The 24,504-nt window shown below is 70.4% G+C and carries 25 protein-coding genes; 18 read left to right on the top strand and 7 right to left on the bottom strand.

Going from position 1 to position 24,504, the window contains the following annotated elements; genetic code table 11:
* Window positions 1–20: 20 nt before the first annotated feature.
* A complete protein-coding gene (locus tag GON06_RS10730; protein ID WP_157312309.1) occupies window positions 21–1,838 on the bottom strand; it encodes an ABC transporter ATP-binding protein in 1,818 nt (605 codons plus the stop codon).
* A gap of 159 nt (window positions 1,839–1,997) precedes the next feature.
* On the opposite strand from GON06_RS10730, the gene GON06_RS10725 reads away from it, so the two are divergent.
* Window positions 1,998–2,528, top strand: coding sequence for a hypothetical protein (locus GON06_RS10725; protein WP_157312308.1), 531 nt, complete (start codon window positions 1,998–2,000; stop codon window positions 2,526–2,528).
* Between the two features lie 51 nt (window positions 2,529–2,579).
* Here the strand turns inward: GON06_RS10725 and GON06_RS10720 are convergent, their stop codons facing one another.
* Genes GON06_RS10720 through GON06_RS10705 form a run of 4 tightly spaced genes read right to left on the bottom strand, consistent with a single transcriptional unit; the run spans window position 2,580 to window position 7,862 of the window.
* Window positions 2,580–3,680 carry a glycosyltransferase gene (locus tag GON06_RS10720; RefSeq protein ID WP_157312307.1) on the bottom strand — a complete coding sequence of 367 codons (1,101 nt, stop codon included), beginning with the start codon at window positions 3,678–3,680 and terminating at the stop codon, window positions 2,580–2,582.
* Entirely contained in the window at window positions 3,677–4,690 is a 1,014-nt protein-coding gene (locus tag GON06_RS10715) for a glycosyltransferase family 4 protein (RefSeq protein WP_157312306.1), read from the bottom strand. The genes GON06_RS10720 and GON06_RS10715 overlap by 4 nt, the downstream gene beginning before the upstream one ends.
* Entirely contained in the window at window positions 4,690–5,814 is a 1,125-nt protein-coding gene (locus tag GON06_RS10710; protein ID WP_157312305.1) for a glycosyltransferase family 4 protein, read from the bottom strand. Before GON06_RS10710 ends, GON06_RS10715 begins: the two co-directional genes overlap by 1 nt.
* Entirely contained in the window at window positions 5,814–7,862 is a 2,049-nt protein-coding gene (locus GON06_RS10705; RefSeq protein ID WP_332837410.1) for a glycosyltransferase, read from the bottom strand. Before GON06_RS10705 ends, GON06_RS10710 begins: the two co-directional genes overlap by 1 nt.
* Window positions 7,863–8,059: 197 nt before the next feature.
* On the opposite strand from GON06_RS10705, the gene GON06_RS10700 reads away from it, so the two are divergent.
* The 4 genes from GON06_RS10700 (at window position 8,060) to GON06_RS10685 (ending at window position 11,379) form a co-directional block, all read left to right on the top strand.
* Window positions 8,060–9,151 carry a glycosyltransferase family 4 protein gene (locus GON06_RS10700; RefSeq protein ID WP_157312304.1) on the top strand — a complete coding sequence of 364 codons (1,092 nt, stop codon included), beginning with the start codon at window positions 8,060–8,062 and terminating at the stop codon, window positions 9,149–9,151.
* Window positions 9,152–9,259: 108 nt separating this feature from the next.
* Window positions 9,260–10,117: a hypothetical protein gene (locus tag GON06_RS10695; RefSeq protein WP_157312303.1), complete on the top strand. Its 858-nt coding sequence runs from the start codon at window positions 9,260–9,262 to the stop codon at window positions 10,115–10,117.
* Window positions 10,114–10,374, top strand: coding sequence for a PqqD family peptide modification chaperone (locus tag GON06_RS10690; RefSeq protein WP_157312302.1), 261 nt, complete (start codon window positions 10,114–10,116; stop codon window positions 10,372–10,374). The genes GON06_RS10695 and GON06_RS10690 overlap by 4 nt, the downstream gene beginning before the upstream one ends.
* 12 nt (window positions 10,375–10,386) lie before the next feature.
* Window positions 10,387–11,379, top strand: a complete 993-nt coding sequence (locus GON06_RS10685; RefSeq protein ID WP_157312301.1) for a TlpA family protein disulfide reductase — start codon at window positions 10,387–10,389, stop codon at window positions 11,377–11,379.
* 12 nt (window positions 11,380–11,391) lie between these two features.
* Here the strand turns inward: GON06_RS10685 and lepB are convergent, their stop codons facing one another.
* Window positions 11,392–12,108, bottom strand: coding sequence for a signal peptidase I (lepB, locus tag GON06_RS10680; RefSeq protein ID WP_157312300.1), 717 nt, complete (start codon window positions 12,106–12,108; stop codon window positions 11,392–11,394).
* Between the two features lie 122 nt (window positions 12,109–12,230).
* Between lepB and coaA the strand changes: the two genes are divergently transcribed.
* Window positions 12,231–13,169 carry a type I pantothenate kinase gene (gene coaA, locus GON06_RS10675; protein ID WP_332837409.1) on the top strand — a complete coding sequence of 313 codons (939 nt, stop codon included), beginning with the start codon at window positions 12,231–12,233 and terminating at the stop codon, window positions 13,167–13,169.
* A gap of 228 nt (window positions 13,170–13,397) precedes the next feature.
* The gene (gene glmS, locus GON06_RS10670; RefSeq protein ID WP_157312299.1) at window positions 13,398–15,242 is read left to right on the top strand and encodes a glutamine--fructose-6-phosphate transaminase (isomerizing); all 1,845 of its coding nucleotides are present in this window, start codon (window positions 13,398–13,400) and stop codon (window positions 15,240–15,242) included.
* A 126-nt stretch (window positions 15,243–15,368) separates the two neighbouring features.
* Here the strand turns inward: glmS and GON06_RS10665 are convergent, their stop codons facing one another.
* Window positions 15,369–16,199 carry a type IV toxin-antitoxin system AbiEi family antitoxin domain-containing protein gene (locus GON06_RS10665; RefSeq protein ID WP_157312298.1) on the bottom strand — a complete coding sequence of 277 codons (831 nt, stop codon included), beginning with the start codon at window positions 16,197–16,199 and terminating at the stop codon, window positions 15,369–15,371.
* Window positions 16,200–16,425: 226 nt separating this feature from the next.
* Between GON06_RS10665 and GON06_RS10660 the strand changes: the two genes are divergently transcribed.
* The 11 genes from GON06_RS10660 (at window position 16,426) to GON06_RS10610 (ending at window position 24,501) form a co-directional block, all read left to right on the top strand.
* Window positions 16,426–16,779 carry an ArsR/SmtB family transcription factor gene (locus tag GON06_RS10660; protein ID WP_332837408.1) on the top strand — a complete coding sequence of 118 codons (354 nt, stop codon included), beginning with the start codon at window positions 16,426–16,428 and terminating at the stop codon, window positions 16,777–16,779.
* Entirely contained in the window at window positions 16,776–17,267 is a 492-nt protein-coding gene (locus GON06_RS10655; protein ID WP_157312296.1) for an SRPBCC family protein, read from the top strand. Before GON06_RS10660 ends, GON06_RS10655 begins: the two co-directional genes overlap by 4 nt.
* 250 nt (window positions 17,268–17,517) lie before the next feature.
* Entirely contained in the window at window positions 17,518–17,943 is a 426-nt protein-coding gene (locus GON06_RS10650) for a holo-ACP synthase (RefSeq protein ID WP_332837407.1), read from the top strand.
* Complete coding sequence (gene alr / locus GON06_RS10645) at window positions 17,940–19,040, top strand: alanine racemase (RefSeq protein WP_157312295.1); 1,101 nt, start codon at window positions 17,940–17,942, stop codon at window positions 19,038–19,040. Before GON06_RS10650 ends, alr begins: the two co-directional genes overlap by 4 nt.
* Window positions 19,037–19,519, top strand: coding sequence for a tRNA (adenosine(37)-N6)-threonylcarbamoyltransferase complex ATPase subunit type 1 TsaE (tsaE, locus tag GON06_RS10640; RefSeq protein ID WP_157312294.1), 483 nt, complete (start codon window positions 19,037–19,039; stop codon window positions 19,517–19,519). Before alr ends, tsaE begins: the two co-directional genes overlap by 4 nt.
* A gap of 131 nt (window positions 19,520–19,650) precedes the next feature.
* Window positions 19,651–20,229 (top strand): tRNA (adenosine(37)-N6)-threonylcarbamoyltransferase complex dimerization subunit type 1 TsaB, encoded by a 579-nt coding sequence (gene tsaB / locus GON06_RS10635; RefSeq protein WP_332837406.1) that lies wholly within the window; start codon window positions 19,651–19,653, stop codon window positions 20,227–20,229.
* On the top strand, window positions 20,226–20,684 hold the full coding sequence (rimI, locus tag GON06_RS10630; RefSeq protein WP_332837405.1) for a ribosomal protein S18-alanine N-acetyltransferase: 459 nt from the start codon (window positions 20,226–20,228) through the stop codon (window positions 20,682–20,684). Before tsaB ends, rimI begins: the two co-directional genes overlap by 4 nt.
* Window positions 20,677–21,735 carry a tRNA (adenosine(37)-N6)-threonylcarbamoyltransferase complex transferase subunit TsaD gene (tsaD, locus tag GON06_RS10625; RefSeq protein WP_157312293.1) on the top strand — a complete coding sequence of 353 codons (1,059 nt, stop codon included), beginning with the start codon at window positions 20,677–20,679 and terminating at the stop codon, window positions 21,733–21,735. The genes rimI and tsaD overlap by 8 nt, the downstream gene beginning before the upstream one ends.
* Window positions 21,732–22,175, top strand: coding sequence for a hypothetical protein (locus GON06_RS10620; RefSeq protein ID WP_157312292.1), 444 nt, complete (start codon window positions 21,732–21,734; stop codon window positions 22,173–22,175). Before tsaD ends, GON06_RS10620 begins: the two co-directional genes overlap by 4 nt.
* 2 nt (window positions 22,176–22,177) lie before the next feature.
* Window positions 22,178–23,341 carry a hypothetical protein gene (locus tag GON06_RS10615; RefSeq protein ID WP_157312291.1) on the top strand — a complete coding sequence of 388 codons (1,164 nt, stop codon included), beginning with the start codon at window positions 22,178–22,180 and terminating at the stop codon, window positions 23,339–23,341.
* Window positions 23,338–24,501 carry a hypothetical protein gene (locus GON06_RS10610; protein WP_157312290.1) on the top strand — a complete coding sequence of 388 codons (1,164 nt, stop codon included), beginning with the start codon at window positions 23,338–23,340 and terminating at the stop codon, window positions 24,499–24,501. Before GON06_RS10615 ends, GON06_RS10610 begins: the two co-directional genes overlap by 4 nt.
* Window positions 24,502–24,504: the final 3 nt, after the last annotated feature.

Here is a 24,504-nt window from a genome sequence, read left to right as displayed (position 1 = left end):
CCTAGATGTCTGCCGCGACGCTAGTCCAGTGCCCCCAGCTCGACGAGCCGCGCGAACTCCGCGTCCTGATCCCGCACCTCATCGAAAGTGCCCTCCGCGGCGACGCGCCCCTCGCGAAGGAAGAACAGCCGATCGCTCGCCCGCACCGTGGACAGCCGGTGCGCGACGATGATGATCGTCATCGTGCCCTGCAGACCTCGCAGCGTCTGCGCGATCTCATGCTCGGTGGCGTTGTCGAGGGCGCTGGTCGCCTCGTCGAGCACGAGCACGTGCGGGCGCCGGTACAGGGCACGCGCGAGCCCGACCCGCTGACGCTGGCCGCCGGACAGCCGCACGCCGCGATCGCCGACCTTGGTCTCGAGCCCCTCTGGCAGATCGGCGAGCACAGCGTCGAGCTGCGCCAACCGGGCCACTTCGCGCACTCGGTCGCGATCGATCAGGTCGGCGCGCTCTCCGAATGCGATGTTCGCGGCGATCGAGTCGCTGGTCAGGAACACCTCCTGCGGGACGACACCGAGTCCCGCGTGCCAGGCGGCCAGATCGTCGTCGATGAGCCGTCCGCCGCACGAGATCGCGCCCTGCGTGGGTTCGAGCAGCCCGAGCACCAGATCGAGGATGGTGCTCTTTCCGGCCCCGCTGCCTCCGGTGAACGCGACCGTGCTGTTCTCGGCGATCGTCAGCGACAGGTCCTCGAGCACGGGCCGCTCGGCATCCGCGTACTGGAAGGACACCCGCTCGAGCTCGATGTCGCCGGAGTACGGCCGGCTGTCGCGCGGGCGCTCCTCGTGGCGGCCGCCCTGAGCGAGCTCGTCGAGGCTGGAGGTCATGATGCGAAGGCCGGCCTGACCGGTGCGCATCGTGGCGATGTTCGCGCTGACGCGGGTCATCGTCGGCAGGGCGCGCATGGATGCCGCCGCGAACAGACCGAGGATCGGGATGACCATCTCGGGCTGCCCCAGCAGGAACAGCAGCCCCGCGATCCCGAGGATCGCGAAGATGAAGATGACCTCGAGCAGGTAGCGCGGGATGTCGGAGAGGAAGGCCATCTCGCGGCTGGCCCGCGCCCCGCGCAGCCGCGCCTCCCGGAATCCGCCGACGAAGAGCTCCCCGCTCGAGGTGAGTCGGGTCTCGCGGAAACCCTCCAGGCCCGGCATCAGCGACTGCCAGGCCTGCAGTCCGGCATCCGCGATCTCTTCGCCGATGCGCAGCTGCCTGGCGCGGAGCACGCGCTGCACTCCGAACACGAGAAAGCCGAAGAGCGCGATCGTGAACACCGTCACGAGGATCGGCGACGAGAACGCGAGCACGATCGTGATCGCCACCAGCACCAGCACATCGGAGCACAGCGTCACCAGTGCGAGCAGCACGCTCGAGGCCTGGTTGGTGCTGTCGTTGATGTTCCGGTAGAGCTCGCTGAGCCGGCGCTGCCGATGTGCCGCGTAGGGCGAGAGCACATACCGATTCATCAGCTCGGCGGATGCCAGTGCGCTGATCTTCGTCGTGCGCCCCAGCATCCACCAGCGGAAGGCCAGCGAACCGGCGCTCTTCACGATGAAGGTCGCGGCGACCAGCCCCGCGACGAGGGGCAGCAGCACGGACAGCTCCGAGGTTCCGATGAGCCCGACGAGCCACTCGAGGAACGCTCCCTGTGGCTGGCCGTCGGTCGTGGCGAGCTGCATCAGCGGCACCATCGCCGCGACGCCGACCATGTCCAGACCCGCCAGCACGACGGAGGCGATGACGGTCAGAGTCATCCAGCGCCGGGGGCTCGCGCCGGTCACCCGCAGCAGCGTTCCCAGCTGGGGGAGCAGGCGCGACGAGTGCACGGAATCGGCCATCGGCATTCCCCTCCGCGAGATGACGAACCCGGGGTATCGCCGGGGCTGAGATTACGCTAGCATCGTGCCGTACAACCTATGATCTGGGGCGGTTGTGCTCGCGTGCTGTTCTTCTGGGGGACACGCCGTGATGGGTTCTAGAAACCAGAGGGGCATCACATGACTGACAACACTGAACAGTCCGGCATCAGCCGCCGCACTGTGACCAAGGCCATGGCCTGGGCGGTTCCCGCCATCGCCGTCGCCGCGCCGATTCCGGCGTTCGCTGCTTCGGGACCGAAGCCGACTCTTGAGCACGGACCCGCCTGTAAGGCGCCGGGTGGATCGGTTCAGGGCTGCGAGTCCTCGTTCAAGTTCGGGTACGGCGTTCCTGTGACGATCACGAACCCGAGCAACAAGGACGTCTGGATCACCTCGATCACGATCACCAACCAGATTCCGGCCAGCCCGACGTGGGTCGCCGGTTCCTCGATTGGTCTCCCGGTCAAGGTGCCCGCGAACGGCTCGGTCTCCTTCTTCTTCCGCGCTGTGTCGACCAACAGCCAGAACGTTCAGAACGGTGCCATCACCTTCTCGGCGGCCTGGGGTCACGAAGCCGACGGCAGCGACCACGACCACGACGGTGACCCGCTGAAGTTCACCGTGGCGTGGGCGTCCACGCCTCCTGGCTGCAACTGCATCGAGGCCTGAGTCCTCTCCGCAGAGGCGGGCGCGGCTTCGGCCGTGCCCGCCTCTGCCTTCTCAGACCCGGCGCATCACGTCCCGGAACTCTGAGACCCGCGCCGACCAGTCGATCGACGGGCCCACCTCCGAGCTCGCTGCCGGCGGTCGTGTGAGGGCCTCTACTACCGCGCCACGAAACTCGTTCCGTTCCGCGATCCGGATGCGCGGATCCATCGCATCCCGGAATCCGGCCACCGGCGTCGATACCACCGGCCTGCTCACCGCCTGATATTCGTAGAGCTTGATCGGGTCGAGACTGTCGGTGAAGCCCGTCACGCGATGCGGCACGAGCAGCACGTCGGCGTGCTGCAGATATCCGACGACCTCATCGCGGGCACGCCGACCGAGCAGCAGCACACCGGCGCCTGCGAGGGCCGCCGAATCGGCCGCATCCAGAGCATCCGGCCCGACGAGCACGACTGTGGCCCGCCCGGCGAGTGAGCGCGCGGTGTCGATGCACAGCTCGACGTCGAGCCGGTCGCGGTGCAGCGTACCGAGGTACAGGGCGACCGGGCTGTCCGGCAGGTCCGTCGGGCGCGGCCGTGCCCGACGATAGGCGGCCACATCCACTCCGTTGTGCACCACCGGGATGTCGGTGCGCTGAGCCGCCTTCCGCCTGGCGAGCTCGGTCGAGCAGGCGACCACCGCGCCCGCGTGCCTCAGCAGCCACGCCTCGCCGTCCGCGATGCGATCCCGTTCGGCCGCGGGCCGGTCGGCGGCGAGCCAGTCGTCGGTCATGTCGTACAGCGTCGGCCACCCCGTGATCCGCGCGACGACGGCAGCGGCCGGGTCGTTGACCCAGAGCAGCGGATGCTGCATCCCCAGCGTTCTCGCCGCGTGCACGGCGCTCTCGCCGAGGCGCGCGTCGGTGCGCGGGTCGAGCCGCCGCGGCAACCACTTCACGGGACGAACCGCCCAAAGCCGGTCGCTCACCTGGCGCAGCCGTGAGCCGAACTCGGGCCTGGCTCCGCGACGCATCGCGTGCAGCGGGTCGTCCGGCGGCTCGACGAACAGCACGCGCAGGTCGGGATCCGCAGCGAGCAGCCCGGCCACCAGGTGCTGGTTGCGACGCCACACGTCGTCCCATCGCTCCAGTGAGATCACGACCAGGTCGGTCATCCGCGCCTCCTCGTCAGAGCGTCGCGATAGACGGCATCCGTGCCGTCGAGCTGGGACGCCAGCGAGAAATGCTGCTGCTGGCGCTTCCGGCCCGCGGCACCGTGGAGCCTGCGGCGCCGTCTGCCTGCGGCGAAGATGCGCAGCGCGCCGGCGGCATCCTCGACGGAGTCCGGCCGGAACAGGGCCCGCTCATCCAGGCCGGCCATCACCTCGCTGTACCCCGCCGCGTCCGCGGCGATCACGGGCAGGCCGTGCGACATCGCCTCCAGAGCGGCGATGCCGAGGCCCTCTACAGGACATGTCGCCAGAAACAGGCCGCCGCGTGAGAGCTCGGCCGGGACGTCATCGCGATAACCCAAGAAGCGCACGGCCCGGGGACTCGCGAGAGTCTCGAGGGCTCGCCGCTCGGCTCCGTCGCCGATGATCTGCAAGGTCCAGCCGCTCGTACCGAGCCCGGACTGCAGGAAGGCCCGGATGCCGACCTCGGTGTGCTTCTCCCGCTCCAGTCTCTGCACCATGAGTACGCGCCTCTCGAAGGCCGCCGGGGCGGCATCCGGAACGCCGGTGTGCACGACCGTTGACGGCACGCCGATCGCGCCGGCGACCACATCGCTGATCGAGAGCTCGGCATCGATGCGGCCCAGCAGCGCGTCGACCGACAGCGGACCGATGCGGCGCCGGGCGCGGGCGAAATGGCGGGTGGAGACCAGCGCCGTCTGCGCGTCGCGGCGCAGCGCGATCGCACCGGCAGCGTCAGCATCCGTCATGTGTGTCGCAAGCACGTCGACGCGGGCGGCCCGCGCCGCCGACAGCGCGGCACGGCGGGTGGTGACCGGCGTGAACGACACTCCGCTCGCGGCCAGGGGCGCGCGCATGCGGGCCGGATCGCCCCCGGCCACATGGACCTCATGCCCGGCCTCCGCCTGCTGCTGTGCCAGGCGCAGCACGAACTGCTCGACGCCGGCGAACCGATCCGAGATCACGAGGTGCAGGATCCGCAGCGGTGTCATCAGCGAGCACCAGCCCGTTCAGGTGCGACCTCGGCCAGCAAGGCGAGATACTTCTCCGCGGTCGCGCGCCAGGTACGAGGGGTGACCGCAGCTCGACAGGCATCACGCCATTCCCTGATGTCGGTGGCGGCGATCTGCTCCATGCGATCGGCGATCTCGCGCGGATCGCGTCCGACGAGATACCCGGTCTCGCCGTCGACGACGACTTCCGGTGCGACGCCTGTCGCGGTGGCGATAACGGGTAGCCCCGATGCGAGCGCCTCGGTGATCACCAACCCGAACGACTCGTAGTAGCTCGGGAACACGAACATGTCAGATGCCGCGAAGAATGAGGCGAGGTCGGTCTGAGGCCCGGCGAAGAGCACCCGGTCGAGCACGCCGAGGTGCCGAGCCTGCGCGGTCGCCTCAGCGACCGCGGCGGCATAGCCGCCGACCACGAGCAGCAGCACGGTCGGCGCGTCGACCAGCGCGGTGATCGTCAGCGCCAGTCCCTTTCGTTCGAACTCGTGCCCGATGAACAGCGCGACGCGGTGCTCGTCGTCGAGGTGCAGGCGCTCCCGCGCCGCCGTGCGCTCCGCAGGCTCCGGCGGACGGAACCGCTCCAGGTCGACACCATGGCCGATCACGGCGATCGGGGGACGCACCTTCCCGTACACCCGCTTCAGCACGCCCGCCTCGGTCTCCGTCAGCGCGACGACGGCGCGATGCCTGTCGCTGCGGTACCGCAGCCGATCTCGCAGGTAGGTGAAGGAGTGCACGGGATTGCGCAGCATCCGCCGGGCAAGGTCGCCGCGTTCCCGCATCGCGGCGGCGACCACACCGTGATTGACGTAGAGGTCGCCGAGCATCACGCCGTTGTGACAGATCGTCACCGCATCCGGGCGATCCGCGAGGAACCGTCTCGCCGCCCGGGTACCAGACACGGTGAACTCCATCGCGTACCAGATTCGCGCGACGCCGTGCGCGAAACCGCCCCGGAAGCGACGGTTGCGGACACGTGCGCTCTCCGCGGTGAAGTCCTCGACTGTGTGTCCGAGCGTCTGGAACTCCACCCCGAGGCGCCAGGCCGATCCGGCGACACCGCTGCCGGGACCGATGTCGGGCGCGATCTGCACGATGTGCATCAGCGTTCCTTCCTCGTCTCCCGGAATCGGCGCTCCACGCGCACCGGACCCAGTCGGTACAGCGCCGCACGCCGCCGCGCCTCGGCGCCGCGTTCGCCCGACAGCAGGATGCTGCGTAGCAGGGCCCCGCAGAACTGAGCCGTCCGCGCCGATGCCCACCCGGCTGCGCCGTAGTGCTTGCGGTAGTACCGCTCCTGACTGGCGTGGAAGAACGCCTCCCGCCGGCGCGGGTCGCTGCTGGTGCCCGCGCCGGTGTGGACCGCGCGCACGTCCGGGACAGCCCGATGCGTCCAGCCGAGCAGGTGCGCCCGGAAGGCCCAGTCGGTCTCCTCTGCGTACAGGAAGAAGCGCTCGTCGAACCCGCCGACCGTCGCCAGCGCATCGGCGTCGAGCAGCAGCACCGAGCCGATCACGAACTGCGGCCCGCGGACGGCGCGGCCGAGTCCGGCCGCCTCGAGCCAGGCGCGCGCGGGGGAGGGGAACACCCACTCGACACGGGCCGGTCGTCCCTGCTCGTCGGCCTGCACAGGGCCGACGCTGGCGGTACCGGGGCGGGAGTGCAGCGCGCGTTGCAGGGTGGCGATGCCCTCGGGATCGATCGCGGCATCCGGATTCAGCAGCAGCACGTCGGCGCCGGGCACCAGCCGGTCGGCGAGCGCGAGGTTCACCGCCGCGCCGAAGCCGAGGTTCGCGCCGGAGTCGATGTACCGCACGCCGAGCCGTTCGCAGATGGCCGCGATCTCGGGCATCGAGGAGTTGTCCACGACGGTCACCGGCGTGCCGGCCACAGGCGCGAGAGCCCGCTCGAGCAGGTCCGGCGCACCATATGCGACCGTGATGATCTCGATGCCGCGATCGCTCGTCCCCGGCGCTCTGAGAGCGCCGCGGTACAGCTCCTCGTATTCCACCGCGACCGCGTTCCATGAGCACTCCGCCGCGCGCAGCAGTCCTGCCGCGGTCAGCTCGTCGTGGTTCGCGTGCGCCTCGATCAGCGCGTTCGCGAGGGCGGCAGCGTCGCTGTGCGGCACGACGATCCCGGCCCCGCCGACGACATCGGGCAGCGCACCGGCATCGCTCGACACCACTGGCACGCCGGCGGCCATCGCCTCGACCGCGACCCGGCCGAACTGCTCGGTCCAATCGCGCGTCGGCACCGACGGCACGGCGAGCACGTCGATGCTCGCGTAGAAGTCCGGTACCTCCTCAGGAGGCAGCGCGCCGAGGAGGGCCACGCGATCACGGACGCCCCGGGTCGCGGCATCCGTCTCGATCCGGTCCGTGAGCGATCCGCTGCCCGCGATGCGGGCGTGCAACCGAGGCTCGAGGGCGAGTGCGTCCAGCAGCACGGCGACGCCCTTCTCGGGGACGAGGCGTCCGAGGAGGCCGACGAGCACAGGGGAGTCACTCTGGTCGGATCCTGAACGCCCTTCGTCTCGTCGCTGCGCTCCTCGCTCAGGATCCGCGGAGCGGGACGAAGGACGCCCTTCGTCTCGTCGCTGCGCTCCTCGCTCAGGGTGCGACGCAGCGACCGGAACGACGTCCACGCCGAGCGGGATCACGCGCGCCCGGCCGGGGAAGCCCTTGTCCTGGGCGATCGCAGCCGCTTCGCGGTTGCACGCCGAGATGCCGGATGCCGCGCGCAGCGCGCGGCGCTCCAGCCATCCGAACGGGAACGGGTACTTCTTGCGTAGGTTCTGCGCGGTGTACAGCGTGTAGGGAGCGCGATTTCGGCGCAGTGCCCGCAGCAGCAGCACCTCCGCGGTGCTCAGCGCGAACGGCTCCTCGTGGATGTCGATGACGTCCCACTGCTCGCCGAGAAGCCGCCACAGCGGCCGCGGGTCATAGAGGAACAGCGCCGGATGCCGGCCGATCGTGGCCGCCCCGGACACCGGATCGTCTGCGGTGCTCGACAGCGTCACCTCGGTGCCGCCGGCGTGCCAGCGGCGCGCCGCGACCAGTGACACGTCGACGCCGTCCTCGCGCAGGGCGCGCTCGCGACCGCGCCACGCGGCGACCGTGGCGCTGTGCGAGATCCTCAGCACACGCACGCAGCCATCCCCTCTATAATTCCCCGTGAGCACACCTTAGCCGTCTGGGGAAGATCTTCGGCTGAGGAGTCCATCCGTAGGGGTACGGATGGATCGCTCCGTCTGGGGAGACGAATAACTTGAGAACTGGGGTCTCTACTGCGGTGCGCCCGAGCATCGTGCATCTCGACCACACCGCAGCTCGCGGAGGGGCAGAGATGGCTTTGGTGCGCCTTCTCGCCGCCGATCCGGACTGGGATGCCACGGTGCTGCTGCCCGACGGCGCAGTGGATGGGGCGTTCGACGCCCTCCCTGCATCCGTGCCCCGCCGCGCTCGCGGCGTCGCCCAGCAGGCCGGCGGCAGCAGCGCATCCGCACTCGGGGCGCTCGGCATCGGGACCCGGCTGCTCGTGCAGGCAGCCGCCACGCGCACCGACCCGGCGGTCCGCTCCGGCGACCTGATCGTCGCGAACACCACCCGCTCCGCCGGATACGCGGCTCTCGCATTGACAGGGAGCCGTCGCCCGCTCGTCGTCCACCTGCGCGATCGCATCGACGTGGAGAGCCTGGGCGGGTTCGGGCACCGGCTGATGACCCGGATCGTGCTCCCGCGGGCCGACGGCGTGATCGCGAACTCGCAGGCGACTCTCGCCACCGCCGCGCCGTACCTGCGGCCAGACGCTGTCGGCGCCGCTATCCCGAGCCCGTCCGGACTGCGGCCGCGCATGCGCGGAATCCGGCGGCCCGGGCCGCTGCGGATCGGGATGCTTGCACGCATCGACCCGTGGAAGGGGCAGGAGCTGCTGCTCGACGCGTTCGCCCTGGCGTTCGGCAAGGGCGATGAGCAGCTGATCCTCGCCGGCGGTGCGCCGTTCGGGCATGAGGCTTTCGCCGAGTCGCTCAGGGCCAGGGCCGAGGAGCTGGGGCTCGGCGACCGTGTGCTGATGCCGGGGCACGTCTCCGACGTCGACGGCGCGCTCGACGACTGGGACATCGCCGTGCAGTACTCGCTGCGGCCGGAACCGCTCGGGCAGAACGTGCTGCAGGCGCTCGCCGCAGGTACCACCGTGGTCGCCGCGGACGAGGGGGGACCGGTGGAATGGGTGCAGCACGAGCGGAACGGTCTGCTCGTTCCCGCGCGGGACGAGCGGGCGCTTGCCGCGACGTTGCGCCGTCTCGCAGACGACCCGGCGCTGCGCGCCCGGCTCTCCGATGCCGCGCCGCGCACTCCCGGTCTCGCCGACGACCACGAGATCGCCCGACTGCACGGCGAGGTGTTCCGCGAGGTGCTCCGGCGCCGCGGGCGCTGAGCGACCGCCCTGTGGAGTGTCTCTGTGTGACGCTTCCGGAGCGTTGATGCGGCCATCTGCGACATTCCTCGACGTGTTCGAGGACAGCGCAGGCCCTAGGCTGACGGCGTGTCCGAACCGCTCTCGCCCGTGCCGCTCGTCGTGCGCCTGGAACTCGCGCGTGCGGCCGTGCAGACCATCGCGCAGCACAGCGGTGCGCGCGTGCTGCACATCAAGGGCACGACGTGGGACCCCTCGCTGCGAGCCGCGCCCGCACACGGCAGCGACGTCGACGTCATCGTCGAGCCGGCCGGCATCCCGGCCGTCGACAGAGCCCTGCGGGCGCACGGCTGGAAGGTCTACAGCACCTTCCGCAACGGCTCGCCGTTCGAGCACGCGCAGACCTACTGGCATCCGGACTGGGGCTACACCGACGTGCACCGCTGGTTCCCCGGCATCCGGATGCCGGCGGAACGCGCCTTCGCCCTGCTCGCCGCGGGCGGTGGCACGGTCGACGCCGCGGGAGTCGCCTGCCCCGTGCCGGGGGCCGACGCGCAGGCCGTGCTGCTCATGCTGAACGCCGCGCGCGGTTCCGACTCCGAACGCGCGGAAGCCAACTCCATCTGGGACTCCGCCGATGCCGGCATCCGCCGCCGCCGCGACGGCCTGGTCGACGCGCTGGACGCGCGGACCGGATGGGCGGCCGCGCGCGGCACGCTGGACGATTACCGCGGGCGTGCCGACCATGCGCTGTGGCGGGTGACGCTGCACGGCGGATCCCGCATCGAGGAGTGGTGGGCACGGGTGCGTGCGCAGCCGACGCTCCTCGGGGCGGCGGGCACCGCGCTGCGTGCGCCGCTCGTGAACACCGACCGGCTGGCTCACGAGCTCGGCCGGCGTCCCGGCCCGGCCGACATCGTGCGAGCCTTCGGCTCGCGGGCATCCCGCGGTGTTCGGGAGATCGTCGGTGGGAAGGGGCGGCGATGACCGGCATCCTGCGCCGCGCCGCCGACCTGGGCGTCCTCGTCAGCGACGGCATCGTCTACGTCGCGCCGCTGCCCGAGGGGCCGATCATGGTGCTCACCGACGCCGCCGCCGAGGTCTGGCTCGTCGCCGACGGCGCCGCCCCCGGCAGCGTCGCCGCTCGTCTGGCCGCGCGGCGCGGGGTCACGGAGGCGGAGGCCGCGCCCGACGCCGACCGGTACCTCCGCGCTTTCACCGACGCCGGGCTGCTCCGGGCCTAATACGATGTGAGCGTGCCGCTCAGCTTCGTTCCCGCCCTGCTCATCGCAGCCGTCCTGGTCACCAGCGGGGTCGCCAAGCTCCGTCACCCCGACGACCTGTCGGGATGGGCCGACCTGGGCGTCCCCGCCGTACTGCGGCGCACCTGGCTGCTGAAGCTGCACCCATGGGTTGAGCTCGTGCTCGGCGTCGCCATGATCGTGCTCGGCGGAGTGCTCGGCGCACTCGCCGCACTCGTCGCACTGGCGCTGATGGTCGGCTATCTCGTGTTCGTCGTGCGCATCCTGCAGGCCGGTACCGACACGACCTGCGCGTGCTTCGGTGCACGCAAGCGCATCACCCGGGTGACCGCGGTGCGTAACGGCTGGTACGTGCTGCTTGCTGTCGCCGCACTTGCGACGAGCTGGACGACCCCGCTGCTCGGCGGCCCTGTCGCCTCGCTGTCCGGCGTGGACTGGGCGTGGGTCGCGGGGCTGGCGGCGGCCGCCGTCACGGTCGCGCTCACCATGTGGCCGGTCCCGGCGGATGAGACGGCTGCGGCTTCCGTGCAGCCGGTCGTCGGCGACGACGGCGAGGAACTGGACTACGTCCGCTCGCTGACCCCGGCGGTGCCGCTGACCCGCGCGGACGGCGAGCAGGTCAACCTCCGGAAGCTCAGCATGCAGCAGCCCCTGCTGCTGCTCGCGGTCAAGCCGGGATGCGGGTCATGCACCGAGGTCATCGCGCAGGCGCCCACCTGGCGCGAGCTGCTGCCGGAGGTTTCGGTTCGGATGCTGCTGCGCGACGATCCGCAGAACGCCGAGATCACGGAGCTCGCCGAGCCGCAGTCGCTGCACGACCCCGAGCGCTACGCGTACGACTCCTTCGGCATCATGATGACGCCCAGTGCGGTGCTGCTCGGTGCCGACGGGATGCTGGCCGGCGGGCCCGTGACCGGCGCTCAGCAGATCGAGGAGTTCATCGGCGACATCTACGAGAGCCTGCACGGCGGACGCCCGCCCGCCTGATCACCCGTGTGCTCAGAGGTCCGACCAGCGGTCGAAGGGGAACAGGATCACGACGGCGCGTCCCACGACGTCGTCGTCGTGCGCCCAGCGCCAGCATGCGGGATCCGGGTCGGCCTGCCCACGGCAGGGGTAGGCGCCGTCGGCCGAGTTCGACCGATGGTCGCCGAGCACCAGGTACGAGCCTTCGGGAACCGTGACCTCGGGCAGGCAGCGCATCGACATCGGGGTCGTGTCGCAGTCCAGCGTGCCCTCCTCGAACGGGAAGTCCTCGAAGATGTACGGCTCGTCGATCGGCTCGCCGTCGACCAGCATCCGCCCGTCGGCCGAGCAGCACGAGACCGTCTGTCCCGGCCCCGCGATCACGCGCTTGATCAGCGTGTGCTCGCCCGAGGGCCCGAACCCGCTGACTTCGCCCAGCCAGCGCAGCGCGGCCTTGATCGGGTTCTCCCCGTCGGTCGAGTGGGCGCCCCAGGTCTCATCGGCGTTGAACACGATGATGTCGCCGTCGCCCGGGTGCGCGTCGCCGACATACGCCAGGCGGTTCACCAGCACACGGTCGCCGACCTGCAGCGTCTGCTCCATCGATCCGGACGGCACCCAATAGGGCTTCGCCACGAAGGACAGCAGCGCACCGACCACGAGGAACGCGGCGATCAGGTGGAACCAGGCGCTCCCGGTGATGCGCCGCCAGAGGGGACGCGGCGGCGTGCTGGCGGCATCCTCTGACATGGGAACAGCCTAGAGCCGCGCGCCCGCGGCATCCGGCTGCGCCGCCCCCTGCGCGAGCCGCGCGCCGTCGGCATCCGGTCTCGGAACGCGGCATCCGACGGCGCGCGGATACCATGTAACGCGTGACTGACCCGACTCTGCCGCTGTCTCCGTACCGCGCGATCGACCGCGCGGACTGGGCGCGGCTCGCGGCCGGACTCGACCAGCCGCTCACCGAGACCGAGGTCGTCGAGCTGCGCGGCATCGGCGACCGGCTCGACCTCACCGAGGTCAGCGAGGTGTACCTGCCGCTGAGCCGCCTGCTCAGCCTGTACGCGACCTCGTCGAAGGGCCTCGGGGCCGCGACCAGCGCGTTCCTGCAGGAACCGGACTCCACCACGCCCTTCGTGGTCGGCGTCGCAGGCTCCGTCGCCGTCGGTAAGTCGACGATCGCCCGCCTGCTGCGCGAATTGATGAGCCGCTGGCCAGGCACCCCGCGCGTGGAACTGGTCACCACCGACGGGTTCCTCTACCCGAACGCCGAGCTCGAGCGGCGCGGTCTGATGGACCGCAAGGGCTTCCCCGAGTCCTACGACCGCCGCGCGCTGCTGTCGTTCCTCACCGAGGTCAAGAGCGGCGCGGCCGAGGTGCGTGCCCCGTTCTACTCGCACATGCGGTACGACATCATCCCGGATGCCACGGTCGTGGTGCGCCGCCCGGACGTCGTGATCGTCGAGGGGCTCAACGTGCTGCAGCCGCCGCCCGCACCGAACGACGTCGCCGTCAGCGACCTGTTCGACTTCTCCATCTACGTCGACGCCGACCCCGCGCACATCGCGCAGTGGTACGTCGACCGGTTCCTCGCGCTCCGCAAGGGCGCGTTCACCAACCCGTCGTCGTACTTCAACGTGTTCGCGCACCTCACCGACGCCGAGGCCGTCACCACGGCGATGGGGTACTGGAACGAGATCAACATGCCCAACCTGCTCGAGAACGTGCTGCCCACCCGGCATCGCGCCACCCTCGTGCTGCGCAAGGGCGTCGACCACGCCGTCGAGAGCGTGCAGCTCCGCAAGGTCTGACGCCTTCCGGCATCCGTTCCGCTCTTGCAGACGGCGGACGGATCTGCGTTCGGCGGCGGACACGCCGGCGATTCATCCGCCGGCCGTCGTTCCGTCCGCCGCCTGCAGATGGATGCCGGGAACCGGCCGCTCCGCGTTCCGGCATCCCGCACCGGTTCCTGAGCGAGCGGAGCGAGACGAAGGATTGGTACGGAACCCTCGCAAAACCGCGCCCTTACCCTTGAAGCCATGTGTGGAATCGTCGGATACGTGGGCCCGCGGCCCAGCCAGGACATCCTGCTCGCCGGGCTCGCCCGCCTCGAGTACCGCGGTTATGACTCCGCCGGCATCGCCGTGATCGACGAGGCCGGTGAGCTGGGCATGCGCAAGAAGGCCGGCAAGCTCGCGGTGCTGCGCGATTCGCTGGCGGATGCCGCACTGCCGGACGGCAGCACGGGCATCGGACACACCCGCTGGGCGACCCACGGCGGCCCGACCGACAACAACGCGCACCCGCACCTCGCCGACGACGGCAGGCTGGCCGTGATCCACAACGGCATCATCGAGAACTTCTCCGCACTGCGCGCCGAACTCGCCGATGCGGGAGTGACCTTCCTCAGCGAGACCGATACCGAGGTGGCCGCCGCGCTGCTCGGCCAGGAGTACCGCCGCACCGGCGATCTGGCCACAGCGTTCCAGACGGTCGTGAACCGCCTCGACGGCGCGTTCACGCTGCTCGCCATGCACCAGGACCAGCCCGGCCTCGTGGTCGGCGCGCGCCGCAACTCGCCGCTCGTGATCGGCCTCGGCGAGGGGGAGAACTTCCTCGGCTCCGACGTCGCCGCGTTCGTCGAGCACACCCGCAGCGCTCTGGCGATCGGGCAGGACCAGATCGTCGCGATCACCCCCGACTCCGTCACCGTGACCGACTTCGAGGGCAACGCCGTCGAGGCGCAGCCGTTCGAGGTGTCGTGGGACGCCGCCGCCGCCGAGAAGGGCGGCTGGTCGTCGTTCATGGCCAAGGAGGTCGCCGAGCAGCCTGATGCCGTGGCGAACACCATCCGCGGACGCGTGCAGGAGGGGCAGGTGATCATCCCGGAGCTCGAGGGCCTGGACTCGCTGTTCCTCGGCATCAACCGCGTGATCATCACCGCCTGCGGCACCGCCTCCTATGCGGCCCTGGTCGGCAAGTACGCCGTCGAGCAGTGGGCGCGTGTGCCGGTCGAGGTCGAGCTCGCGCACGAGTTCCGCTACCGCGACCCGGTGATCGGCGACGACACCCTGGTCGTCTCGATCAGCCAGTCCGGCGAGACCATGGACACGCTGATGGCGGTCAAGTACGCCCGCGAGCGCGGCGCCCGCACTCTCTCGATCTGCAACACCCAGGGCGCGACGATCCCGCGCGAGTCGGACGCGGTGGTCTACACCCACGCCGGCCCTGAGGTCGCCGTCGCGTCGACCAAGGCGTTCTCGGCGCAGATCACCGCGCTGCTGCTGCTCGGCCTGCACATGGGCCGCGTGCGCGGAACGCATGTGGATGCCACCGCCGAGGTTGCCGAGCTGCAGTCACTGCCGGACAAGATCGCCCAGGTGCTCTCGGAGGAGCAGGAGCACGTCTCGCAGCTGGCCGGCTGGATGGCCGACACCCGCTCGGTGCTGTTCCTCGGTCGCCACGTGGGCTACCCGATCGCGCTCGAGGGCGCGCTCAAGCTCAAGGAGATCTCGTACATCCACGCCGAGGGCTTCGCCGCCGGCGAGCTGAAGCACGGCCCGATCGCCCTGATCGAGGCCGGCCAGCCGGTGTTCGTGATCGTGCCCTCGCCGCGGCACTCCGCGCTCATCCACTCCAAGGTCGTCTCGAACATCCAGGAGATCCGCGCCCGCGGCGCCCGTGTCATCGTCGTTGCCGAGGAAGGGGATGCCGCGGTGCTGCCCTTCGCCGACGAGGTCATCCGCATCCCGCTCGCCGGCGCCCTCTTCGAGCCGGTCCTCGCCGTCGTGCCGCTGCAGATCTTCGCGATGGCGCTCGCCACCGCGAAGGGCCTCGACGTCGACCAGCCCCGCAACCTGGCCAAGTCCGTCACCGTGGAGTGAGGTCGTCACCTCATTTGCAGGTGGCGGATGGATCGGCGTTCGGCGGTGGACTCGCCGGGGGCTTGTCCGCCGACTGCAGATCGGTCCGCCATCCGCAACGGAGGACGTGGGATGCCGGGTGTCGGATCATGCGCGCGCCCGAGCAAGCGCGGCCAGGATCGCGGGAAGGACGCTCTCCCACTGCTCGATGATCTGCCAGTAGTCGAAACGCAGCGTCTCGTACCCGCGAGCGGATGCCGCGGCATCCCGCCGCAGATCCTTCCGACGGTTCGTCGCGCCCTCGTGGTTCTCCTCGCCGTCCGCCTCGATGATCAGCCGGCCGTCGATCACGAAGTCGACCTTGCCGACACCGGGGATCGCGACCTGCGTCTCCACGCTGATCCCGAGCTGGTGCAGGCGAAGTCTCACGAGCGATTCCAGGCCGCTGTCGGCGTCGTTCCGTGCGAAATCCACCATCCACCGTGCGGATGCCGGAAGGGCGGCGCGGATACGGGCCCGCTCGCCGGCTCCGATGAGTCTCTCGTGCCAGGCGGACTCGAAGGCCGCGAAGAAGAACTCGTCGCCGTGGCAGTCGTAGGCGTGCACGAGTGCCAGCTCGACGTCGGCGACGCCGAGCTGCATCCGTCCCGGGCGGTAGTGCAGGGTGCATTCGCACTTGTCGTGGGTGTGCTTGCGGCCCGCCCGCCCCATCCATACATGAGGCTTCGGCTCATCGTGCAGCACCCACACTCCGTGATGCCGGAGGGCACCGGAACACGTGAGCGCACCCCCGTGTGCGGCCGCGGCTCTCGCTGACGAAGAGGCGGACGGCGTCGCGAACACTCCAGGACGGATGCGCTCGATCTCGCCGTTGCGCGCAGCGACATCCAATCGGTATCGGGAGAAGCCGAATGGCGCCAGCTGCTTGCTGCGGGCGACACCGCCGAAGTGGTCGACGAGCTGACGGGCGGAGATCATGCTGGTGATCCTGGTCGATCTCAGAATCGCCCCGAGCGTCAAAAGGCGGTGATGTGCATAGGCCTCCGGAAAGTCGCCCTGTGGAGGGTGACTGGCGTCCTCGCGGGTGGCGGACGATTCTGCATCGGGCGGCGGACACGCCGTGGAATCCTCCGCCATCCGCAGATCGGTCCGCCACCCGCAAGAGACCCTTGAGAGTATAAGTATGAACTTATATAGTGAGGCCGTGCACGAGTTCGAGGTCCTCGCGGATGCCGTCAGGCGGCGCCTGCTCGCGCTGCTCGCCCTGGGCGAGCAGCCGGCCGGCGTTCTGACCGACATCGCTCGCAGCGAATTCGGCATCTCGCAGCCGGCCGTCTCGCAGCACCTCCGGGTGCTCCGCGAGCACCGCTTCGCGACGGTGCGCGCCGAGGGCACGCGTCGGATCTACGCGCTGGATCGCGCGGGGGTGGATGCCGCATCCCGCGCCCTCGCGCAGCTGACCGATCCGCTCGCACAGCGCCTCGACGCACTGCACACCGAGGTCGCGCGGGGCCGCCGCGCGGCATCCGGCGAGAAGAGGGAGAGGAAGATCTCATGAGCATCACCAGTCCCGTCATCGAGAAGCATCCGTCCGGCTACCGGCTCGTCTACGAGGACGTCTACGCCACCGGCATCCGGGATCTCTGGCAGGCGATCACCGACCGCGACCGGATCGCGCGCTGGATGGTCGATCTCACGGGCGACCTGAGCCTGGGCGGTTCCTGGTCGGTCGTCGCCGTGGGGGACGAGCCGTCGTGGGCCACCGGCACCATCACCGCGTGCGACGCACCGCGCTCATTCACCACGACGTGGCACGCGATCGAGGAGGAGCCCACCGAGCTCGTCGTCACGCTCGAGGAGGTCGAGGGCGGCACTCGGATGCGCCTCGTGCACACCGGCATCCGCTCGATCTTCTACGGCGCCGGCTGGCAGACCTACCTCGAGCGGCTGCAGGCGCACCTCGCCGGGCAGCCTTTCACGCAGGACTGGGATGCCCGCTTCGCCGAGCTCTCGCCGGGATACGAGGAGCGGTTCGGGACACTCTGATCCTGGCCTCGCAGGCGGCGGATGAATCTGCGTCCGGCGGCGGACACGCCGTGGAATCCTCCGCCATCCGCAGGTCGGTCCGCCATCTACAAGCGCGGCTGGCGGCGGAGCGCCCTGCAGACGGCGGCACGCTCTGCATCCGGCGGTCGAATCGCCGCGGGAGCTGCCGCCATCTGCGGAAACCTCCGCCATCCGCAGAGGACCCTGCGCTGCGGATCGTCCGCAGAACCGGCCCCGGTAGGCTGAACCGGTGATCATCGGGACTGGAATCGACCTCGTCGACATCCCGCGGTTCGAGCGCTCGGTCGCCCGGACGCCTCGGCTGCTGGAGCGCCTGTTCACGGCATCCGAGCAGCAGCTGCACCTGCGCTCGCTGGCCGCGCGCTACGCCGCCAAGGAGGCGCTGATCAAGGCGCTCGGCGGCTCGGACGGTGTGCACTGGACCGAGATCGAGATCGCCTCCGAGCCCTCCGGCAAGCCCTACTTCGTGCTCACCGGGTCCACGTCGCAGGTCGTATCCGAGCGCGGCATCCGCACGATGCACCTGAGCCTGAGCCACGACGCCGGGCTCGCGATCGCCTACGTCGTCGCCGAGGGGCCGGATGCCGCGCCCGCGCCGGCCACCGCCGCCGAGGCCTCTTCGTCTCGGCGCAGAGGAGAAGAGGAACCAGAATGAGCGCGCCGTTCCGCGAGGCCACGATCGACCTCGACGCGATCTCCGACAACGTGCGTCACCTGCGGCGCCTCACCGGCACCGACGTCATCGGCGTCGTGAAGGCGAACGGCTACGGCCACGGCGCGGTGGCTGTCGCGACCGCGGCGCTCGCGGGCGGGGCATCGCGCCTCGGCACCGCGACCATCGAGGAGGCCCTCGAGCTGCGCCGTGCCGGCATCAACGCGCCGCTGATGGCGTGGCTGCACCCCGCTGATCGGCGGTTCGACGACGCAGCGGATGCCGGTGTCGAGATCGGCATCTCGTCGATGCAGCAGCTGCAGTCCGCGGCATCCGCTCCGGGCACGACGTCGGTGCACCTCAAGCTCGACACGGGGCTGAGCCGCAACGGACTCGCTCCGGGCGAGCGCGAGCAGGCCTTCGCCGAGGCGGCGCGGCTGGAGCGGATCGGACACATCCGCATCGTCGGCATCTTCAGCCATCTGTCCAACGCCTCCGCAGAGGACGACGCGGCCGCACTCGCCGCCTTCAACACGGCGGTCGAGCAGGCGGCATCCCTCGGCATCCGCCCCGAGATCCGGCATCTCGCGGCCACCGCTGCCGCGATCGACCGGCCCGACACCCGCCTCGATGCCGTGCGCATCGGGATCGGGCTGTACGGGCTGTCGCCCTTCGCCGACCGCGGCTCGGCCGACCTCGGCCTGCGCCCGGCCATGACGCTGCGCGCCGCAGTCGACGCCGTGCGCCGGGTGCCCGCCGGCACCGGGGTCTCGTACGACTACGCCTACCGCACCGAGCGCGAGACGACGCTGGCCCTCGTGCCGCTCGGCTATGCCGACGGCATTCCGCGCCAGGCATCCGATCGCGGCCCCGTCCAGATCGGCGGGCAGCGGTTCCGCGTCGCCGGGCGCATCGCGATGGACCAGTTCGTCGTGGACGTCGGCGACGCGCAGGTCGCTCCGGGCGACGAGGTGATCCTGTTCGGCGATCCCACTCTCGGGCACCCGTCCGCCACCGACTGGGCGGATGCCGCGGGCACGATCAACTACGAGATCGTGACTCGCATCGGGCACCGCGTCCCGCGTCGGGACGTGCGATGAGCGGGCTCGAGGAGTTCGCCGGGCGGCGCGAGATCGCGACCTCCGACGAGATGGAGACACTCGGGCACCGCATCGGCACCCGGCTGCAGGCGGGCGATGTGCTCGTGCTCACCGGTCCGCTCGGCGCGGGCAAGACGACGTTCACGCGGGGGCTCGCCGAGGGCCTTGGTGTGCGCGGACCCGTGCAGAGCCCGACCTTCGTGATCGCCCGCACGCATCCCTCGCTGGTCGGCGGTGCGCCGCTGGTGCACGTCGACGCGTACCGGCTGGGCTCCGCCGATGAACTGGACGACCTCGACATCGACTTCACCCACTCCGTGGTCGTGATCGAGTGGGGCCGGCCGATGGCCGCTGCCGTGACGGATGCCTGGTGGGACATCGAGCTCGAACGCCCGGTCGGCGGTGACGACGACCTCGCCGACGAGGACCTCGACGCGGACGCACCCCGAATCGTGACGATCGCCCGCGTCGAGGTCTGAGGCCGCCGGCATCCGCCGTACGTCCAGGACAGGATTCGCGGAACTCGGTCCTGTTCTCGGTGGAACTCGTGTACGCGCCGAACGCACTCCGCGCAGGCCTCTCACACCCCGTCACGACTACGCTGGAGGGCGTGATCCTCGCCGTCGACACCTCGCTGGGCTCGGCCGTCGCAGTCGTCGCCGAAGACGGCACGACCGTCGCCGACGCCGGCAGCGCCAACCCGCTCGGACATGCCGAGGTGATCGGCGATCTGCTCCAGGGCGTGGTCCGCCCCGGCATCACGCATGTCGTCGCGGGGATGGGCCCCGGACCCTTCACCGGCCTGCGCATCGGCATCGCCGCCGCGCGCACGTTCGCGCTCGGCCGAGGCATCCCGGTCATCCCGGTTCCCAGCCACTACGCCGCGGCTCTCGCCCAGGCGCGCACCGACAGGTTCGCGATCATCACCGACGCGCGCCGCCGCGAGATCGCGGTCAGTGTCTTCGAGGGCACGGATGCCGACGGCATCCCGATCCTGGTGGAGCCGACCCGCCTCGAACCGCAGGATGCCGCCTTCGACATCCCCGTGGTCACGGTCAGCACGATCGACGGGGCCGCCCTCGCCCGCGTCGGCGCGGCGGCGCTCGCGGCCGGACGCACCCTCTCCGGCGACGAGCCGCTGTACCTGCGGCATCCGGATGTGAAGGTCCCGAAGCAGGTGCGGCTGTGATCCGCGCCGCGACCATCCACGACCTCGACGCGATCATGGCCCTCGAGAACTCGTCGTTCCCCGACGACGCGTGGAGCGAGCAGACCATGGCCACCGAGATCACCAGCGCGCACAACCACTACGTCGTCGACGAGGAAGCCGGTCGCATCGTCGGCTACGGCGGCGTGCGCGCACTGCTCGGCGCACCCGACTCCGACATCCAGACCATCGCGCTCGACCCCGCGTTCCGCGGGCAGGGCAGGGGACGACGGATGCTGCGCCTGCTGCTCGACCAGGCGCGTGAACGCGGCGCGCGCGACACGTTCCTCGAGGTGCGCGACGACAACGGGGTCGCGCAGACCCTGTACCTCTCCGAGGGGTTCGTCGAGATCGGTCGCCGTCCGCGGTACTACAAGGGCGGGATCGACGCGATCATCATGAAGATCGAATTGAACGGGAAGGCGCAGGATGCCTGAACCTCTGGTCCTCGGCATCGAGACGAGCTGCGACGAGACCGGCATCGGCATCGTCCGCGGCCGCACGCTGCTGTCGAACACGATTGCCTCGAGCATGGACGAGCACGCCCGCTACGGCGGCGTCGTGCCCGAAGTCGCCGCACGCGCGCACCTCGAGGCGCTGCAGCCGTCGATCGAGGCTGCGCTCGCCGAGGCGCAGGTCACTCTTGACGATCTCGACGCCGTCGCCGTGACCAGCGGACCGGGACTCGCCGGCGCGCTCATGGTGGGCGTCGGCGCGGCGAAGGGACTCGCGGTCTCGCTGGACAAGCCGCTGTACGCGGTGAACCACCTCGTCGGTCACATCGCGGCCGACATCCTCACGCCCGACTCGGAGCCCCTGGAGTACCCGACCATCGCCCTGCTGGTCAGCGGGGGTCACACCTCGCTGCTGCACGTGCGCGACCTGACCACCGACGTCGAACTGCTCGGCGAGACGGTCGACGACGCGGCCGGCGAGGCCTTCGACAAGGTCGCACGGCTGCTCGGCCTGCCCTATCCCGGCGGCCCGCAGATCGACAGGGCTGCTGCGGACGGCGACCCGACCGCCATCCGGTTCCCACGCGGTCTGTCCCGGGCATCCGACATGGCGAAGCACCGCTACGACTTCTCGTTCTCGGGACTGAAGACGGCCGTCGCACGCTGGATCGAGCGTGCGCAGGCCGACGGCCAGGAGATCCCGGTGGCGGATGTTGCTGCGAGCTTCCGCGAGGCCGTCGTCGACGTCCTGGTCACCAAGGCACTGGCCGCCTGCGAGGACCTGGGTGTGCCGCGGCTGCTGCTCGGCGGCGGCGTGATCGCCAACCGCCGGCTGCGCGATGTCACCCTCGAGCGCGCGGAGGCCGCCGGCGTGACGGTGCGCATCCCTCCTCTGAGCCTGTGCACCGACAACGGAGCGATGATCGCCGCGCTCGCCGCAGAACTGATCGCCTCCGGCCGCGGCCCCTCGACCTTCGCATTCGGCGCTGACTCCACGCTGCCCGTGACAGAGATCCAGGTGAGCCCGGCATGAGCGAACCGCACGTCGAGGAGCCCAGCCCCGAGGTCGAGCGCCCGGAGGGCTCGGCGGCTCTGCCCGGCGCGCGGAAGACCTACAGCAAGCTGCCCACCGGACCGGTGAGCGTCGAGCCGGTGATGACGGGGCCGGATGCCGACACCGGCGGCATCTCCACGGAGTGGGAGCCCTCCGCGGGGGAGCCCTACGCCGAGGACAAGACCAGGCTCGCGCCCTGGGCGCTGTTCGCGGCGATCGTCGCGCTGTGCACGTCGATGTTCGTCGGCTGGGGCATCCCGGTTGCGGTCATCGCCGTGATCGCTGCGATCATGTCGATCCGCCGCCCTGTGGAGAACCGCGCCGTCGCGATCTGGGCGCTCGTGCTGGGGATCGCGGCCACGGTGTTCAGCGCGGGCTGGCTGATCTGGGCGGTGGCGCAGTACGAGAGGCTGGTCTGAGGGTGCCTGACGGCGAGCGCCTTCGCGAGCTGCAGCGTCGGGCCTACGGGCCAGGCGGGGGCCTGAGCGCCGCAGAGGCGGAGGAGCTCGCGCAGCTACAGGCCGTGGGGCGGATGCCGGTCGCAGAGCCCCCGGTGGGGGAGGTAGTCGAGCCCTCGGTCGTCGAGCCCTCGGTCGCGCTTACCGTCGCCAGCCCTGCTCCGGTCTCACTCGTTGCGGGTGTTGAGGCCGAGACACCCGCATCCGTTGAGACCGGAACTGATGATGCGCCAGGGGCACCCGCAAGCGTTGAGACCGGAACCGATGAGGCGGGGCAGACGCACCCGGGTCCTGAGACGGAATCGTCTCCCTCCACGGATCCTGAGAGAGGAGCGCAGCGACGAGACGAAGGGCGGAGCGCACCCCGGAGGAGACGCATTCTTCTCGCCGTCGCGGCCGCGGCATCCGCTCTTCTCGTCGGTCTCGGCGCCGGCTGGCTGCTGTTCGGCCGCGACACCGGCCCGGCGATGGATGCGAAGCAGCGGAGCGCCTGGACCGAGTTCGAGGCATCCGGCAAGTACGACGCCGGTTCGATCCGCATGCTCGGCGAGCAGTACGGGATCACCGCCTGGTACGCGACGCAGGAGGACGGATCGACCGAGTGCCTCATGCTCACGCCGTCGAAGCAGGTGTCGATCGGATGCCTGCCGACGAAACGGGAGGAACAGGGGCAGGCCTACAGCGTGCCGTTGTCGACCCAGGTGCGGTTCGGCGACGACAAGGGCACGACCGTGAACGGCTTCGTGGTGCGGGATGTGCGTGGGACCCCGACCGTCGTGATGCAGAAGTGGGAGAGCCAGGCCTCGAACTGGGCTGACATGTTCAGCGGCGACGAGCGTGACATCGCCGAGTTGATCGTCGACGAGACCGGAGTGCCCGGTGACTTCCTCCAGATCGTGGGCTATGACGGCGATACACCGATCTGGCTCACTCAGAACGTCGAGACCTGCCTCTACGCCGCTGATCTCGGCGGAATCAGCCAGCAGTCCTGCAGCGCAGACACCACCGAGGTGACGATCAGTCTGCCGAACGCGACGTACGGGCTGCGGGACACGAACATGGGACCGCGACTCACGACCACGTTCAGTCACGATTCTCTGGTGACCGGGGAGCAGGCGGCCGAGTGACCATGCCTGCCGACGACCGCCTTCGGGAACTGCAGCGCCGGGCCTACGGCCCCGGCGGCGGCCTGAACGCGGCCGAAGCGGACGAGCTCGCCGCCCTGCAGGCGGCCGTGCGGAGCGGTGCGTCCGCTGCAGCCGCCACAGCTCCGGTCTCACCCGTTGCGGGTGCGGAGATCGAGAGACCCGCAACCGTTGAGACCGGAGTTGGGGAGGCGCCGAGGGCACCCGCAACCGTTGAGACCGGAGCAGAAGAAGCGGCGGAAGCGCCGGAGGTACCTGCACAACCTGGGACGGATCCGGCTCGCGCCGCGGATCCTGAGCGCGGAGCGCAGCGACGAGACGAAGGACGTGGCGCGCCCCGGAGACGCCGCATCCTCCTCGCGGTCGCGGCCCTGGCATCCGCTCTGCTCATCGGTCTCGGGGCGGGCTGGCTGCTCTTCGGCCGCGACGGCGGCCCGGCGATGACCGCCGAGCAGAGGGCGGCCTGGACCGACTTCGAGGCATCCGGCACGTACGACCCCGGATCGGTCCGCATGGTCGGGGAGAAGTACGGGGTCACGGCGTGGTACGCCACGAAGTCCGATCTCCATCTCGAGTGCATCATGCTCACCCCGCTGCCGGAAGACGCCGTCAGCTGTGCGACACCTCCGGATCCGAAGGCCGACGAACAGGCGTACTGGGGGCAGCTCGCCGTCAGTGGTCAGCTCGACGAGTCCGGGAACACGACGGTGCAGGCGTACATCGTCCGGGACACGGAGGGCGGGCAGGTCGCGATCATCGACAAGTGGGAGAACTCCGGCCCGGACTGGACCACCATGTTCCAGGGCACCGAACTCGACATCGCCAAGGTCATCGTGAAGGAGACCGGCGCTGAAGGGGAGTTCCTGCAGGTGGTCGGCTACGACGGCGACGTCCCGATCTGGATCGACCAGGGCGTGAACTCGTGCCTGTACGTCGCGGACCTCGAATCCGTGACGACGAAGCTCTGCGGCCTCGACCTCACGACCGAGGGCGCGACGGCGCGGGTCGAGGAACCGGGCACCGCATACGTCGTGCGGGTGACCAACCACGGTCCGGTGGTCACCGTGATCAAGGGCGCGGTTCCGACGCCGTCGAGCCCGGACGAGCCCGCCATCGACGACTCGACCGGCAAGACGCAGTAGCGG

Origin of the sequence: Microbacterium sp. MAH-37, assembly GCF_009758255.1 — a bacterium.
In the GTDB taxonomy this organism is placed as follows: domain Bacteria; phylum Actinomycetota; class Actinomycetes; order Actinomycetales; family Microbacteriaceae; genus Microbacterium.
The sequence above is the reverse complement of the archived record's forward strand: the minus strand, read 5'-3'. Positions and strand labels throughout refer to the sequence as shown.

Bases quoted from the DNA above. Each gene is read 5' to 3' on its own strand.
- tsaE (WP_157312294.1), top strand. From the start codon at position 19,037: ATGAGCGGGCTCGAGGAGTTCGCCGGGCGGCGCGAGATCGCGACCTCC.
- GON06_RS10655 (WP_157312296.1), top strand. From the start codon at position 16,776: ATGAGCATCACCAGTCCCGTCATCGAGAAGCATCCGTCCGGCTACCGG.
- GON06_RS10725 (WP_157312308.1), top strand. From the start codon at position 1,998: ATGACTGACAACACTGAACAGTCCGGCATCAGCCGCCGCACTGTGACC.
- tsaD (WP_157312293.1), top strand. From the start codon at position 20,677: ATGCCTGAACCTCTGGTCCTCGGCATCGAGACGAGCTGCGACGAGACC.
- alr (WP_157312295.1), top strand. From the start codon at position 17,940: ATGAGCGCGCCGTTCCGCGAGGCCACGATCGACCTCGACGCGATCTCC.
- GON06_RS10730 (WP_157312309.1), bottom strand. From the start codon at position 1,838: ATGGCCGATTCCGTGCACTCGTCGCGCCTGCTCCCCCAGCTGGGAACG.
- GON06_RS10665 (WP_157312298.1), bottom strand. From the start codon at position 16,199: ATGATCTCCGCCCGTCAGCTCGTCGACCACTTCGGCGGTGTCGCCCGC.
- GON06_RS10620 (WP_157312292.1), top strand. From the start codon at position 21,732: ATGAGCGAACCGCACGTCGAGGAGCCCAGCCCCGAGGTCGAGCGCCCG.
- glmS (WP_157312299.1), top strand. From the start codon at position 13,398: ATGTGTGGAATCGTCGGATACGTGGGCCCGCGGCCCAGCCAGGACATC.
- GON06_RS10720 (WP_157312307.1), bottom strand. From the start codon at position 3,680: ATGACCGACCTGGTCGTGATCTCACTGGAGCGATGGGACGACGTGTGG.
- GON06_RS10690 (WP_157312302.1), top strand. From the start codon at position 10,114: ATGACCGGCATCCTGCGCCGCGCCGCCGACCTGGGCGTCCTCGTCAGC.
- GON06_RS10700 (WP_157312304.1), top strand. From the start codon at position 8,060: ATGGCTTTGGTGCGCCTTCTCGCCGCCGATCCGGACTGGGATGCCACG.
- lepB (WP_157312300.1), bottom strand. From the start codon at position 12,108: ATGTCAGAGGATGCCGCCAGCACGCCGCCGCGTCCCCTCTGGCGGCGC.
- GON06_RS10710 (WP_157312305.1), bottom strand. From the start codon at position 5,814: ATGCACATCGTGCAGATCGCGCCCGACATCGGTCCCGGCAGCGGTGTC.
- GON06_RS10715 (WP_157312306.1), bottom strand. From the start codon at position 4,690: ATGACACCGCTGCGGATCCTGCACCTCGTGATCTCGGATCGGTTCGCC.